Below are 13,766 nucleotides of genomic sequence, written 5' to 3'. Positions count from 1 at the left end.
CCGCACATTGGACTGCGATCCTTTCGCCTCCGCCGTACTCTGGTGAGGAAACGCAGAAAGGTGGGTCATGAGCGCTCAGCCCGTTCACGGGAACCCAGCCGGTCGGCCGAGGGTTCCGCGGACAATCGGCGGGATCTCCGACGCTCTGCGAGGCAGCCGCCGGGCCCAGTTCTTCGCCGAACTCCTGGAGGCCCAGCAGGGGCCGGAACTGGACTGTGTCCTGTCCACGTGGTGGGGCCGCGCGATGTTGGACACCGACCCCGAACGCGACCGTGTCCACGCGGCCGCCGAGGCGGGGACCCTGCCCACGACCACCATGGACGAAATCCTCCGTCGACGGCAGGAGCGCGCCACCCGGTGAGCGAGGACGCCGACGACCTGTGGCCAGTCCTCCCTTCGGAAATCGTGGCTGACACCCTCGCCGATCCAGCCGTCTCCGCCGAGGTGTTCTCCACGGTGGCGGCTCTCATGGTGGCGATCTGCGAGAACCCGTGGCTGAAGGACAGCGAGCAGCTGAGTACCGATCCGGACTGGCGGGAGATCCTCATCCCGAAGGGGTACGGCATCGCGGAATACCGCATTAGCAGGAACGACCATCACGTAGTTCTGACCCGGATCGTTTTGTTCTGATAGTCGGCGCACGTATCGCACAGCGTCCTGTCATCCCGGGCGTCACCGGGTCGCCCCGCCTCCGGCCTCCGGTGCGACACGCCAGAACGAATTAGTGGAAGATGCTCGCTCGCAGTATCAGTTTCCGCTAAAACTGGCGTGACACATGTGGTGCAGGAGGAGGGGTTCGGATTGCCACAGCCACACAAGGGTGACCGGGTGCCGACGATGGTACGGCCGCCCAGGCCTCTGCGGCTCACCCTGGAGGCGGCGGCCGCCGCCGCCGGTTATCGCCATCTGAACGACTATCTGGTCGATCTGCTCGAAGCGGCACATAGCGGTCAGCCGCTGCCGGTGCCGCAGGCGTACCGACAGGAGAAGTCTCCGCTTCCCGACAAATCGGAGGCAGCCTAACCCATCTACCTGGGGAAAAACCTGCGTTTTGCTTCCTGCGGACCCTCGGAGGGGGAAGAATGTGACCGGCTGATCACAGCTCGCTACTGAACGACAAAAAGCAGGTCCCCGCGCCCGCAACCAGCAAGCGCGAGGACCTTCAAAACCCGGACATTGAGCTCGGTGCTAGAGCCCTCAACTCCTACAGCTGCACCGCGCCGCATGTCCCCTTAGCCATACCTGTACGCCTACATGTCGCATGCCTACGTGTTGTATGCCTACAGTCTGGAGCCAGGATAAACGATGGGCCCCGGGCTCTGCCAGCTATTCCCCGAAGTGGCGTGTCGCGAATGGGGATGAACGGCACAGCCCGTGTAAACGGTGACAACTCCATAGACACGCTTCCCCCCAGCGGAGGGCCCCGGCCCGAGCGCCGCGCACACGTCGAGCACGTGGAACGCGCCGAGCGCCGCCGGTCCCGCCGCGGTTCCCCCCGCGCCGCCATCCGCCCCGTCCACAGCCGGACCCCCTGCTACGAGGCCCCCCATCGACTGCCTGCCGTCCCCACCCGCACCTGGTTCCGCGTCTGCTGCCTGCTCTGGCGGCGCGGCGAGGTGGCCGACCCGTGCGCCCGCCGGATGGCGCGCCACCTCGCCTACCACGCGGACGAGAGCGGCAAGATCACCGACATGCCGCGCGTCATGCGCGCCTACGCCGCCTACCACGGGCTGAGCACGCGGACCGGGTGGAAGGACCTGGGCCGCGTGATGGACGTCGGCTGGGTGCGCCGGGTGCACGGCGCCGCGCCCGGCCGCCCGGCCCTCTACCAGCTCTGCCTGGACATCGCGGGGCTCCCCTGCAACCTGCCCAAGAACCTCGTCAGGGCCGTCACCGACGTCGTGGACGCCCCGCCGGGGCGGGTTCCCGGGCCGAGGACCAGGGCGCCCGGCGCCGAGCCGGGTCTCGGCCGGCTGCACGCCGCGCTCGCGCAGTGCGTCGTCGTGCAGTACGGCGGAGCACTCAGCCCGGAGAAGATCGTCCGGACGGGTTCCGGCAGAGTTCACACGTCTCCTTTCTTTAGGGAGGGCCCTACCCCTCCCCCGCAGCGACCGGTCCGGAGAGGAGGCCGGGACCCGCTCCAGCCAAGCCCCTGGTGGGACAAAAACGGCTATAACGACATCCAGCAGGCCCGGGAGGTGCTGGCGCGATGCCTGCCGCGGTGGCGGGCGCAGCGAACGGGACTCGTCCCGTCCGGCACCGAGGTCCCGGACGCCACCGCGCTGGCCTCACTTGAGCACCTGGTGAGGCTTTTGCTGAGATATGTCCCTTCCGGCGAGGCGGTGGACCTGCTGACCGAGCAGGTCGCCTCGGCCCGGAACGTCACGGGGGTGGTCCGCTACCGGATCGGCTCCTGGCTGCGGTCGTTCCGGCGCCGCGCGAACCTCCCGGTCGACGAGGACGGCGTCGGCTACCGCCGGATGCAGGAGGAACTTGCCGCCAGGCGGGCCCGGTCCACCCCGGAGGGACGGCAGGCGGCCAAGGACATCGCGCGGCGGGTCCGCGACCGGAAGGCGGCCGGAGACGACGTCGGGCGGCACCTGCTCGCCGAGCGGAAGGCCGCCGAGACCCTGCGGAGGGCGCAGGAGGCCGAACAGCGCAGGCGGGAGCACGTCGAGCTGCTCCGGGCGCAGGAGATGCAGGCCGGGCAGCGCGCCCTGGAGGAGACCCTGCGGGAGGCCGCGGCCAGGGAGGAGAGCCGGAGGCGGGCCGTCGAACGGGCCCGTCACGAGCGCCACGAGCGCCGTGAGCGCGTGCCGTACGGGGAGCCCGGCACCGCCGCCCCGGCGCGGGACGAGGGGCTCTCCCACCCCGGCCCCTCGCACGACCGGTCCTCCTGCGACGAGTCCTCCCCGGGCAGGCCCCCTCGCGACCGTGGCAGGTCCTCTCTGGAGGACCTCCGGGAGAGGCTCCGCCGCAGGCTTGAGGGCGGTCCTGCGGTCCCTCCGCAGCGTGAGCGGCCCATCGAGGCCCCGGCCGCGGAGCCGGGGGAGGCCACGGGGGCCGGCGCCCGCACCCTCTGACCGGCGGGACTCCCGCCACGGATCGGCGGGGTGCGTTCCCCGTACGCCCCAGCTAAAAGCCCGTTTTCCTTATTTATGCGCATTTTCTGCCGATTCTCCGTGAGAGGAGCGCCGCCCGGGCGGCCCCTTCCCGGACCCGGCGACCTCCCTCGCCTGGCGGGCCAGGCGAATCAGGAGTTACAGCGTGACGGGTCGCAGCACGCGGATTCTGCCGGTGGCGTTGGCGTTGTTCGCAGCCTTCATCACCCTGGTGGTGTCGGTGGCGTCGACGGTGGACGAGGTTCTCACCCCCACCGGCGCGGCACCCGCCCCGGCCCCCGAGCTCACCCCCGAACCCGCTCACGAGCCCGCTCACGAGGACGAGACGATCGCGGTCGCCGGGAGCGACCTGCTGGTGACCGTGGACGCGGTCTACCCCGGCGGGCGCAAGGCCTCCTGGACCGAGACGGGCACCTCCACCACCACGACCTCCCTCGCCACGACCTTCACCTCCACGACCTCCACCGCCGCGAACGCCGCCGGCTCGCGGGCCTCCGCCGCCACCGCGGCCGCCCAGTGCCGCGACCGCGCCTACGCCCTGGCGAAGTGGCGCGTCAAGGGACGCCTCGGCTGGACCTACAACCCCTCCGGGGCACCCTCCGCGGTCGGCCGCACGGCGCTCACCGAGATCAAGTCGGCGGTCCAGTATCTGGTCGCGGGCAAGAACGTCTGCCGCCTGCCCGGCCCGTTCAAGGTGGGCCAGGCATACAAGGGCGCGACGAAGCTCGTTCCCGCCGTCACCGCCACCTCCCGGTCCACCGGCTGCGGCAAGGAGGACGGCAACAGCGTCGTCGGCTGGAAGCGGCTCGGCTCGACCGCGCTCGCCGTCACCTGCACCTGGTGGACGCGCACGGGTCAGGTGGTCTCCGCCGACATCGCGATCAACACCCGCTACACGTGGTTCTCCAGCCGGCCGAGCCGCTGCTCCTCCTCCTTCGACCTGCGCTCGGTGCTCGTCCACGAGTGGGGTCACGCCTACGGGCTCAACCACGTCTCCCCGGCGCAGCACGGCACCCAGGTCATGGCCTCCACCATCCCGGCCTGCGCCGTCGTCCGCACCCTCGGTGCGGGCGACCACGCCGCGATGCGCAAGCTGTACGGCGTGAGCTGAACAGCGTGAGCTGAACGGCCCGCTCAGCCCTTGGAACGCTCCTCGGACTCGGCCGCGGACGTCTTGATCCGCATGGTCGCCGTCGTGCCCTTGTTCTCCTCGGAGCGCAGGTCGAAGGTGCCCGAGTGGTTGGCGACGATGCTGCGCACGATGGACAGACCGAGCCCGGTCCCGGGGATCGACCGCTCGGTGGCGTTGGAGGCGCGGAAGAACCGGGTGGACAGCCGCGTCATCTCCTCGGCGGGGATGCCGATCCCGGTGTCGGAGACGGTGATCACGGCGTCGTCGTCCTCCACGGCGACGCGGACGTGGACCCTGCCCCCGGCGGGAGTGAACTTCACGGCGTTGGACAGCAGGTTGGCCATGGCGCGGTCGAGCTGGTTGGGGTCCCCGTCGACGAACACCGGGCAGCCGGAATCCTCGACGGTCAGCTCGACCTGGGCCTTGGCCGCGGTCGGCCGCATCGCCTCGACCGAGCCCCCGATGACCGCGCACACGTCGGTGCGCTGTTTGAGGCTGCGGAAGGCGCCCGCCTCGATGCGTGACAACGTCAGCAGATCCTCGATGAGCAGCCGCAGCCGGGTGGTGTTGCGGTCGATGGCGTCGAGCATGCGGTCCTGGGCGGGGTTGATCTCGCCCGCCTCCTCGTCGCGCAGGATCTCCAGGTAGCCGGCGATGCTGGTCAGCGGCGAGCGCAGCTCGTGCGAGACGGTGGACATGAAGTCGGTCTTGGCCGAGTCCAGCGCCCGCAGCTCCTTGACCAGCTCCCGCTCACGGTTGTAAAGGCTGGCCTGGTCCAGCCCGCGTCCCAGATCGGTGCCGACGACCTTGACCGCCTCGATCTCGTCGGTGCTCCACGGGCCGCGGGCGGAGTCGCGGACGAGCAGGACGCTGCCCAGCGCCTTCTGCCCCACCCCGAAGGGGACCAACAGGAACTGCATGTCCCCGAAGCCCCGGAGCGCCTCGGCGGCGGCCCCGGGAACGAAGTCGGGCGGGTCCGCGGTGGATCCGGCCGGGGTCAGGCCCTGCAGGTAGAGCTGTTCGAGCCCTTCGGAGGGAACCGCCGGCAGAAGGGTGCCGTCCCTGGTGACACGGCCGTCCACCCACTCCAGCTCGGGCGGGCCGATCATGCCCTCGTGGACGAGCTGGACGAACACCCGCTCGGCGGGGAGCTTGGAGCCCAGGGCGGTCACCGCCTCCCGCATGGCCTCCTCGGCCTCCAGGGTCTGGCGGATGCGCGCCGCGGTCTCGTGCGCCACCTTGGCCAGGCGGGAACGTTCCAGCTCGGCCGCGCGCAGCCGGTCGCTCTCGTCGGCCAGCGTGTTGATGGCGTCGCCGAGCTGCTGGATCTCGGTCGGTCCCGTCGCGGGGAAACGCGCGTCGTGCTCCCCGGCGGTCAACCGCGCCAGGGTGTGGCCCATGGCGGTCAGCGGCGGCACCAGCACCCGGTAGGTGCGGATCGCGGTGATCAGCGCCATGGCGACGGCGACCACGGCGAAGGTGACCACGGCGACCCGCCCCCAGAACCGGTTGCGGGCGGCCTGGCGGTCGAGATCGGCGGTCTTGCCCGCCAGATGCGCCTCCAGGGCGTCGTGGGAGCGCAGGACCTCCTCGTAGCGCAGGCGGCTGCCCTCGGCGTACTGCATGATCTTCGGATCTCCCGGGCGCAGCTGCTCGGCCTGGGCGGCGTAGCCGAACCAGTCGAAGACCTTGACGCGCAGGTCGCCGATCAGCTTGAGCTCCTCGGGGGTCTCCGCGCGCTTGTCCAGATCCTCCAGATAGGGCGGATAGGTGGCGCGCGCCTGCTGGTAGGTGGTCTTGGGCTGCTGGTAGAGCAGGTAGTTGCGCAGCCCCCGGGTGGCGTCCCCCATCGTCGAGCGGAGCTTGAGGTTGTTCAGCCGGAGCGGGAGGTTGTGGTCGATGAGCCGGTTGAGGGCCTCGCCCTGCCGTACCGACTCGACCGTCGCGACGACGCCCGCGAGCAGGACGAGGGAGACGAGCAGCGCGAAAGTGCCCCGCAGGGCTCTTCCTACGCTGCGGTTCAACCACTTCATCCCTTTTTTCCTCCCGCGGGCCGGCCCGGGGTGGAGAACCCCTCTCGCGTCATTACCCCCCAGACCTGCTTTGTACGGCGGAGCGCCGCAAAGATCCCCTGTAGTCCCCACCAGGCGTTGAACTGGCGATACCCGAAATTCTCGGCAACCGACGCCACCGCGGCGACGCCCAGATCCCGCCAGCTGTTGTAGCGGCGGAAGGCGTACTCCTCCACGGCCAGCGCCACGAAACCGACGAGGACCGCGTAACCGAAGGAGGCCACCAGCAGCGCGAGGGCGAAGTCCATGTTGATGGCGCCCGCCCACAACGCGATCGGGACCAGGGCCACCCCGCCCAGGTTCACCACCGGTGCGAGCAGCTCGAACAGCACGAAGTACGGCAGGGTCAGCACCCCGATCCGTCCGTACCGGGGATTGGCGATCATCGTGCGGTGCTTCCACAGCAGCTCGGCCAGCCCGCGCGACCAGCGCCGCCGCTGCCGGGCCAGCACGGCCGCCGAGGACGGCGCCTCGGTCCAGGAGACCGGCTCGGAGACGAACACGATCCGGTAGTCGCGGCCGCCCTCGCGCAGATACCGGTGCAGGCGGGTGACCAGTTCGGCGTCCTCGCCGATGGAGTCGGGGTCGAGCCCGCCGACCTCGACGAGCACGTCCCGCCGGAACAGCCCGAACGCGCCGGAGATGATGAGCAGGCCGCCCAGGCGCGACCAGCCGGTACGGCCCAGCAGGAAAGCCCGCAGGTACTCCATCACCTGGATGCGCACCAGCCAGCGGCGCGGCATGCGCACCCGCGCGACCCGCCCGCCGACGACGTCGCAGTCGTTGACGATCCGCACCACCCCGCCGGTGGCCACCACGTTCATCGGGTCGTCGGCGAACGGCTTGGCCACCAGCAGCAGGGCCGAGGGGTCCAGCAGGGAGTCGGCGTCCACCATGCACACCAGCGGATGCCGGGCGAAGTTGATGCCCACGTTCAGCGCGTCGGCGCGGCCGCTGTTGGTCTTGCGGATCACCAGCAGCGGCGTGGAGCCGTTGGCGGGCACGTGCGTGGAGAGCACCGTGCCGCGCATCGGGATGTCGTCGGGGACCACCCGGGGCAGCTCCACCAGGTTGTGCTCCTCGCGCAGCCGCTCGAACGTCCCGTCCTTCGAGCCGTCGTCGACGACGATGACCTCGAAGGTCGGGTAGCGCATCGACAACATCGAGCGCACGGCCTCGGCGATGCCCGCCTCCTCGTTGTAGGCGGGCATGATCACGGTGACCGGCGGGGTCAGCGGGTTGGAGTAGAGGTCCTCCTCGGTGGAGAAGGACACCCTGCGGTGGTGGTGGACGGCGTCCCAGGTCGCCAGGAAGATGAGCAGCAGGTAGCTGGTGTTGATCGACACCGAGTAGACCAGGACGATGGCGCTGATCGCCATCAGCGTCCACCGCGCGCCCTCCCGGACCGCGTCCAGGATCTCACCGGCGCTCTGGGCCGCCCCTGCGGCCAGGACACCGGGAGCGTCCGGCGCTTCCAGGCCCGCGAGGAGACCCGCGACGGTCGCGGCCGCGCTCACCGCGGCGCGGCCTCCGGCAGCCTCAGCGGACGGCCGGCCTGGAGGTCTTGGAGGGCGAGGGCCTCCCACGCGTGGGAGGCGGCCGGCGTGCCCGCCCGTTCGGCGATCGTCTCGGTCAGGGCCGCCGCCGCGGGCCTGCCCAGGCGCGACAGGGAGCGGGCGGCGCTGTGCGCGACGTGGTAGCGGGGGTCGGCCAGCAGGTCGCGCAGCGCCGGTACGGCCCGGGGGGAGCCGAGGTCGCCCAGCGCGGTCGCGGCCTCGACCCGCACGGCGTACCGGTGGGCGGGCCCGGTGGCGTGGATGAGCGCGTTCAGGCACACGGGCGTGCCCAGCCTGCCGAGCGCGCGGGCCGCGCGTACCTGCACATCCGAGGAGGGGTCCCCGGCCAGGACGCCGACCAGGGCGCCGGCGGTCTCCACGGCGCCGGTGAGCCCGAGCACCTCGACGGCGACGGCCCGTGCCGCGGGGTCGTCGTGGGACAGCGCCTCCACCAGCGCGGGACGCGCCCCCGGGCCGAGCCGGATCAGCGCCTGGGCCACCAGCTGGAAGGGGGCCCGGCCGCCGGCCATGGAGATGATCGGGCTGGCCGCCCCGGCCGTGCCGATCTGCCCCAGGGCCCGCACGGCCGTGGCCCGGACCTCGGCGTTGCGGTCCGACAGCAGGCGGACCAGGGGGAGGGCGGCCTCGGCATGGCCCAGCATCCCCAGCACGTGGGCCGCGGAGGCCCGCCGTACCGCACTGAACCTCGACAGGTCGCGCAGGGCGTCACGGGCCAGGCCGCGCTGCTCCAGCAGCCGGACCAGCGCGGTCCGCGCGTTCCCGCTGACCTTGGCGAGCAGCGAGATCGCACCGGGTTCGACCGCGCGCCAGACGCGCCGGTTCAGCGTGGCCAGCCGGATCAGCGGCTCGCTGACCTCCTCGCCGCTGTCGCCGCCGATGAGCTCCAGCAGCAGCGGCCGGACACCCGCCGACAGCCGGGCGTTGCGGCGGTCACGGTAGCGGTGCAGCGCCCGCCCCATGACGATCACCAGCCCGAGCAGCGTCACCGCGCCGGCCAGCAGGGCCAGCGTGAGGGAGACGAGCTGGGCGGCGCTCAAGTCCGGGCCCTGGCCAGTACGGAGTGCACCCGGTCGGCCAGCACCCTCGGGCTGAACGGCTTGACGATGTAGTCGTCGGCCCCGGCGGTCAGCCCCTTGGCGACGTCGCTCTCCTGGGCCCGGGCGGTGAGAAGGATGATCGGCAGACCGGCGGTCTCCGGATGCCGCCGCAGTTCCCGGCAGACCTCGACGCCCGACATGCCGGGCATCATGACGTCGAGCAGCACGATCTCGGGAGGCCGCTCGCGCGCCAGCCGCAGCGCCGACGCCCCGTCGCCCACCGCGATCACGGTGTGCCCGGCCTGCTCAAGCTTGAATACGATGAGATCTCTGATGTCGGAATCGTCTTCCGCGACGAGGACGGTGGCCATCACGAACTACCCCCACAGTGAGTCCACGGCTTTTTTGACGTCCGCGCGGCGGAACGGCTTGGGGAGAACGGCGTCGGCGCGAATGTCGACGAGATCCTCCATGTCCAGAACGGATGTGATGATGATCCGGCAGTCACGGGTGCGTGGATCGGCCCGCAGGGCCCGTGTCACCTCCCTGCCGTCGACGCCGGGAAGCCTGATGTCGACGACGACCATGTCCGGCGGGTCCCGGACGGCGAGGCTCAGCCCGAGTTCGCCGGTGTTGGCGGTGCGCACCTGACAGCCGAGCCCGCCGAGGTGCCGCGTCAGGAGATCGAGGACATCCTGCTCGTCATCGATCACGAGCACGCGAGGATGCGTCATCGCCCACCATCCGATCTCCGCCCCCGCTGAGGATGACCCTCGGCACGGGAACCGGACCCCCAGCCGGATATCCCATTTCGGCATGTTACCAATCGAATCCACTGAGTGACGTCCAGGCGCGTGTGGAAGATCGCTCCTGAAAAGCACCCGCTCGGCAACTTCAGTAGTCCTCCCGGCTGCCGAATGTCGGAGTGGTGACCCATCTGCTGGACCCGGCGCCGCCGGGACAGCGGGGAGCCGCCGACGTCAAGGGATTGACGACCGGATTTCTCAACGGATTGAGGAGACACGGCGATGCCGGGCTTCGATGTGATCGCCCAGGGGGTCGATCCTCGCTGGGTGCGCGAACTACGCATGTTCGCTTTGCAGTACGAAGAGGAGCGCCACAAGGTGCGCGCTTCCTGGATCCCCGATTCGGTGGATGACGAGACGTGGTTCGAGCTCTACTTGACGGCCACCTCCGTCGAGCAGGACATCGCGCTCATCTGAACGCGTGACGACCCATGCATGACGACACCGACCACGCCCGGGTCGCGCTCCCGAGTCCGGGCACGGGTTCCCGTGACAGGTCCATGGCCCTGCTGACCCGCCGTCGTTTCGCCGGCCTGCCCGAGCAGGTCCAGCACGCCCGGAGTTTCGTGGCGCTGGCCGTGGACGGATACACCGCGGCCGATGACGCGGTCCTGCTGACCTCCGAGATCGCCAGCAACGCCGTCCTGCACACCGAGAGCGGCAACGGCGGATTCTTCGAGGTCAGCGTGTATATCGGCGCGTCCTTCCTACGGGTGGAGATCAGCGACGAGGGGACCTCTTTGGAGAGCCCGGTGGTGCGCCTGCTCGACCTGGACGCCGAGCAGCTGCCCGGAGGCCGGGGCCTGGCAATCGTGGAGCTGTGCGCCACGCGCTGGGGCCAGTCCGGTGACGGCTCGTCGGGGCGGGTCGTCTGGTTCGAGCTGCCCTGCGACGGACCGGCGCTCCGCCGTACCGGCACCCGAACCTGAACCCGTCCCCCTCCCATCCATCCCGCCCATCCGTCCGTCGCCGTTCGAAGGCGGCTTCACCGATCTTGAGGAACCCTATGAACAGCCTGCGCAACGTGGGAGTCGGAAAGCGACTGGGTCTGGCTTTCACGCTGGTGTCGCTGCTCATCGTCGTCGCCGTCGGCGTCGGCCACTGGGGCCTGCAGCGCCAGCACGACATCAACACCCGGATGGACCAGCTGGAGCAGGTCAAGGACGACATCCAGACCTTCGCCTACCACGTGGCCGACATCACCGGCTGGCAGGGACTGGTGGTGGCCGACGCCGGGGCCTTCGGCGGCAAGGTGGCCATCGGGCCCGACGGCTACAACCGCCAGGGTGAGCTGGAGAGCAAGAAGGCGCTCTTCGAGACGCTCGACACCACCCACGTGGAGTTCCTGACCGAGGCCGAGCGGGCGCAGTTCGACAAGCTCCGCCCCGCCTGGGAGGACTTCTTCGTCGAGGACGACAAGATCATGGCGCTGCTCGCCGAGGACACCCGCGAGGCGCGGGCCGAGGCTCTGACGAGCATCAACGAGGGCGCCGCCGGTGAGGCGTGGGGACTCGGCGTGAAGATCAGCACGGAGCTGCGGGACTCCATCGACAAGCGCATCGCCGCCCTGGAGAAGGAGATCGCCGACGTCGAGTCCGCCGGTGAGCGGGTCCTGCTCGGCACGCTGGCGCTGGCGCTGCTGGTGGCGATCGTGCTCAGCGTGCTGAGCACCCGTTCGGTGGTCCGCCCGCTGAACGCGGTGGTGGACGCGCTGGGCCGGGTGGCCCGCGGCGATCTGACCGTACGGCTGAACCTGGATCGCCGCGACGAGCTGGGCCGCCTGGCCGGCGCGCTGGACACCACCACCGACGCCCTGCGCACCACGGTGGCCTCCGTGGTGGCCCACAGCGACACCCTGGCCGGTTCCTCGGCGCACCTGTCGCAGGTGGCCGAGCAGATCGCCGCCTCCGCGGAGGAGACCAGCGCCCAGTCCGGCGTGGTGGCCGCGGCGGCCGGCGAGGTCTCGCTCAATGTGGAGGTCGTCGCCGCCGGTGGCCAGGAGATGGGCGCGGCGATCCAGGAGATCTCGCACAGCACCTCCGAGGCGGCCGCGGTGGCCGCCGAGGCGGTGGCGGTGGCCGATTCGACCAACGCGATGATGGTCCAGCTGGAGAACTCCTCGGCGGAGATCGGCAGCGTGATCAAGGTGATCACCTCGATCGCGGAGCAGACCAACCTGCTGGCGCTGAATGCCACCATCGAGGCCGCCCGCGCCGGCGACGCCGGCAAGGGCTTCGCGGTGGTGGCCGGGGAGGTCAAGGACCTGGCCCAGGAGACCGCCAAGGCCACCGAGGACATCTCCAAGCGGGTGGAGGCCATCCAGGCCGACACCGCCAGCGCGATGGAGGCCATCGGCCGGATCGGTGAGATCACCGGCCGGATCAACGACCACCAGGCGGCGATCGCCGCGGCGGTGGAGGAGCAGACCGCCACCACCGGGGAGATGAACCGCAACGTGGCCGACGCGGCGAGCGCCAGCAACGAGATCGCGGTCAACATCGCCGGGGTGGCCGATGCCGCGGAGGTGACCACCCGCGGGGTGGAGCAGTCCCGTCAGGCCGCGGCCGAGCTGGCGGGGATGAGCCGCTCCCTGCGTGATCTGGTGGGCAACTTCACCGTCTGACCCCCGCCCCCTGCTCTCCCGGCTCTGAGTGATGCTGCTGGAAATATCAGCTTCCACGCGGTATCGGGATGCCTGGCGGGCAGGGGGAGTGTCCGGGCCGTAGAGCGAAGGGGCGCACGGGATGCTGCACGTCATCGGGGCGGGGCTGGGCCGTACCGGGACCAGCTCGCTCAAGCTCGCCCTGGAGAAGCTGGGATTCGCACCCTGTCACCACATGTTCGAGGTCCTCGGCAGCAAGGAGCGGATGCGCCGGTGGACGGCCGTGGCACAGGGCGGGGAGCCGGACTGGGAGACCGTCTTCCGCGGTTATCGGGCGTGCGTCGACTTCCCCGCCGCCGCGTACTGGCGGGAACTGGCCGCGCACTACCCCGAGGCCAAGGTGATCCTCACCCTGCGCGATCCCGGCGCGTGGTTCGAGAGCGCCCGAAAGACGATCTTCCGCCTGCCGCGCCTCATGCGCCACCCCGTGCTCGGCCCCCTGCTGCGGCTCCTCCCCCGCGAGTCGAGACCGGCGATGTTCATCCGCATGCTGGGCGCGATCAACCGGGCCCGGCGGGACATCGCCTTCGACCGCGACAGCGCCATCGCCTACTTCGAACGGCACAACGCCGAGGTCAGGGCAGCGATCCCGGCCGACCGGCTGCTGGTCTACCGGGTGGGGGAGGGCTGGGAGCCGCTGTGCGCGTTCCTCGGCGTCCCGGTGCCCGACGAGCCGTTCCCGCGGGCCAACGACAGCGAGAGCTTCTGGACCAACTTCGCCCGGACCCTGTGGGGGAGGGAGACCGGTCTCGTACGGCACCCGCACGCAACCGTGGAGGAGCCTCACGGGAGGGCACGGACCTAGCCATTCGGTGTTCTTCGGTGCTTTTCGGCGCACCTGGGAACACGCCCCCATGACGCGGTCGAGCTGTACGGCGCGACGCGCGTGATACGGCGAGGCCGCCACCGGGCACCGGTGGCGGCCTCGCCGTATCTGATCTGTATGTCCGGCCTGTATGTCCGGCCTGTGTCCCGAGGGGACCGGGTCAGTCGCGCTTGGCGGCCAGGCGCTCGCTGAACGCGCGGCCGGCGATGAACGCGCCGCCACCGGCGATCAGCGTGAAGGCCAGGATCCGGCCGGTGGAGGTGCCGTCCTGCGCGGGGACGTCGGCCCTGGCGGCGACGGTGTCGACGGAGCCGAGGTCCACGGTCTTGGCCGCGGCGGGGTTGGCGGTCCGGGTGCTCTTCGGCGCGGGAGTGTTCTTCGGCGCGGCGTCGGCCTTGGCGGTGGCGGCCGGGGCGGCGGGCGTGGTGGTCGTGACGCTGTCGGCCTTGGTGGTCTTGGCCTGGGCGGTCTTCTTCTCGGCCTTCTCGGCCTTCTCGGCCTTGTTGTCGGTCTTGTCGGTGTTCTTGGCGGG

Annotated in this window: 14 protein-coding genes and 1 pseudogene; 9 read left to right on the top strand and 6 right to left on the bottom strand. The window is 70.7% G+C overall.

All coding sequences use genetic code 11. The features are described 5' to 3' along the window. Positions 1-67 precede the first annotated feature (67 nt). The 5 genes from IEZ08_RS25230 to IEZ08_RS25210 all read left to right on the top strand — a co-directional run bounded on the left by IEZ08_RS25230 (position 68) and on the right by IEZ08_RS25210 (position 4,233). Complete coding sequence (locus tag IEZ08_RS25230; RefSeq protein ID WP_068922248.1) at positions 68-361, top strand: hypothetical protein; 294 nt, start codon at positions 68-70, stop codon at positions 359-361. Continuing rightward, positions 358-630: a hypothetical protein gene (locus IEZ08_RS25225; protein ID WP_068922247.1), complete on the top strand. Its 273-nt coding sequence runs from the start codon at positions 358-360 to the stop codon at positions 628-630. The genes IEZ08_RS25230 and IEZ08_RS25225 overlap by 4 nt, the downstream gene beginning before the upstream one ends. 147 nt (positions 631-777) lie before the next feature. Next, positions 778-1,023, top strand: coding sequence for a toxin-antitoxin system (locus IEZ08_RS25220; RefSeq protein ID WP_141703749.1), 246 nt, complete (start codon positions 778-780; stop codon positions 1,021-1,023). A 431-nt stretch (positions 1,024-1,454) separates the two neighbouring features. Continuing rightward, a complete protein-coding gene (locus tag IEZ08_RS25215) occupies positions 1,455-3,083 on the top strand; it encodes a hypothetical protein (protein ID WP_189243116.1) in 1,629 nt (542 codons plus the stop codon). A 184-nt stretch (positions 3,084-3,267) separates the two neighbouring features. Next, complete coding sequence (locus IEZ08_RS25210; protein WP_068922244.1) at positions 3,268-4,233, top strand: matrixin family metalloprotease; 966 nt, start codon at positions 3,268-3,270, stop codon at positions 4,231-4,233. Positions 4,234-4,256: 23 nt separating this feature from the next. Here the strand turns inward: IEZ08_RS25210 and IEZ08_RS25205 are convergent, their stop codons facing one another. From IEZ08_RS25205 to IEZ08_RS25185, 5 genes are read right to left on the bottom strand one after another with little or no spacing between them, the layout of a single operon-like run. Continuing rightward, a complete protein-coding gene (locus IEZ08_RS25205) occupies positions 4,257-6,287 on the bottom strand; it encodes an ATP-binding protein (protein WP_189243115.1) in 2,031 nt (676 codons plus the stop codon). Then, positions 6,284-7,843 (bottom strand): glycosyltransferase family 2 protein, encoded by a 1,560-nt coding sequence (locus IEZ08_RS25200; RefSeq protein ID WP_203863697.1) that lies wholly within the window; start codon positions 7,841-7,843, stop codon positions 6,284-6,286. Before IEZ08_RS25200 ends, IEZ08_RS25205 begins: the two co-directional genes overlap by 4 nt. After that, on the bottom strand, positions 7,840-8,940 hold the full coding sequence (locus IEZ08_RS25195) for a HEAT repeat domain-containing protein (protein WP_068922242.1): 1,101 nt from the start codon (positions 8,938-8,940) through the stop codon (positions 7,840-7,842). The genes IEZ08_RS25200 and IEZ08_RS25195 overlap by 4 nt, the downstream gene beginning before the upstream one ends. Then, the gene (locus tag IEZ08_RS25190; protein WP_068922241.1) at positions 8,937-9,311 is read right to left on the bottom strand and encodes a response regulator transcription factor; all 375 of its coding nucleotides are present in this window, start codon (positions 9,309-9,311) and stop codon (positions 8,937-8,939) included. The genes IEZ08_RS25195 and IEZ08_RS25190 overlap by 4 nt, the downstream gene beginning before the upstream one ends. Before the next feature lie 6 nt (positions 9,312-9,317). Further along, positions 9,318-9,674, bottom strand: a complete 357-nt coding sequence (locus IEZ08_RS25185; protein WP_176728428.1) for a response regulator — start codon at positions 9,672-9,674, stop codon at positions 9,318-9,320. A gap of 294 nt (positions 9,675-9,968) precedes the next feature. Here IEZ08_RS25185 and IEZ08_RS25180 point away from each other — a divergent pair, with 294 nt between their 5' ends. The 4 genes from IEZ08_RS25180 to IEZ08_RS25165 all read left to right on the top strand — a co-directional run bounded on the left by IEZ08_RS25180 (position 9,969) and on the right by IEZ08_RS25165 (position 13,213). Beyond that, positions 9,969-10,163, top strand: a complete 195-nt coding sequence (locus tag IEZ08_RS25180; protein WP_068922239.1) for a hypothetical protein — start codon at positions 9,969-9,971, stop codon at positions 10,161-10,163. Positions 10,164-10,177: 14 nt separating this feature from the next. Beyond that, a complete protein-coding gene (locus IEZ08_RS25175; protein WP_084779770.1) occupies positions 10,178-10,675 on the top strand; it encodes an ATP-binding protein in 498 nt (165 codons plus the stop codon). A 77-nt stretch (positions 10,676-10,752) separates the two neighbouring features. Next, complete coding sequence (locus IEZ08_RS25170; RefSeq protein ID WP_068922238.1) at positions 10,753-12,369, top strand: methyl-accepting chemotaxis protein; 1,617 nt, start codon at positions 10,753-10,755, stop codon at positions 12,367-12,369. A 121-nt stretch (positions 12,370-12,490) separates the two neighbouring features. Then, a complete protein-coding gene (locus IEZ08_RS25165) occupies positions 12,491-13,213 on the top strand; it encodes a sulfotransferase family protein (RefSeq protein WP_068922237.1) in 723 nt (240 codons plus the stop codon). A 181-nt stretch (positions 13,214-13,394) separates the two neighbouring features. Here IEZ08_RS25165 and IEZ08_RS25160 read toward each other — a convergent pair. Further along, positions 13,395-13,766 (bottom strand): annotated as a pseudogene (locus IEZ08_RS25160) (hypothetical protein); the annotation flags it as partial.

The sequence above is a fragment of the Planobispora rosea genome (assembly GCF_014648175.1).
Taxonomy (GTDB): domain Bacteria; phylum Actinomycetota; class Actinomycetes; order Streptosporangiales; family Streptosporangiaceae; genus Planobispora; species Planobispora rosea.
This window is presented reverse-complemented; position numbering and strand designations above follow the sequence as displayed.

Bases quoted from the DNA above. Each gene is read 5' to 3' on its own strand.
- IEZ08_RS25165 (WP_068922237.1), top strand. From the start codon at position 12,491: ATGCTGCACGTCATCGGGGCGGGGCTGGGCCGTACCGGGACCAGCTCG.
- IEZ08_RS25230 (WP_068922248.1), top strand. From the start codon at position 68: ATGAGCGCTCAGCCCGTTCACGGGAACCCAGCCGGTCGGCCGAGGGTT.
- IEZ08_RS25170 (WP_068922238.1), top strand. From the start codon at position 10,753: ATGAACAGCCTGCGCAACGTGGGAGTCGGAAAGCGACTGGGTCTGGCT.
- IEZ08_RS25190 (WP_068922241.1), bottom strand. From the start codon at position 9,311: ATGGCCACCGTCCTCGTCGCGGAAGACGATTCCGACATCAGAGATCTC.
- IEZ08_RS25185 (WP_176728428.1), bottom strand. From the start codon at position 9,674: ATGACGCATCCTCGCGTGCTCGTGATCGATGACGAGCAGGATGTCCTC.
- IEZ08_RS25175 (WP_084779770.1), top strand. From the start codon at position 10,178: ATGCATGACGACACCGACCACGCCCGGGTCGCGCTCCCGAGTCCGGGC.
- IEZ08_RS25205 (WP_189243115.1), bottom strand. From the start codon at position 6,287: ATGAAGTGGTTGAACCGCAGCGTAGGAAGAGCCCTGCGGGGCACTTTC.
- IEZ08_RS25180 (WP_068922239.1), top strand. From the start codon at position 9,969: ATGCCGGGCTTCGATGTGATCGCCCAGGGGGTCGATCCTCGCTGGGTG.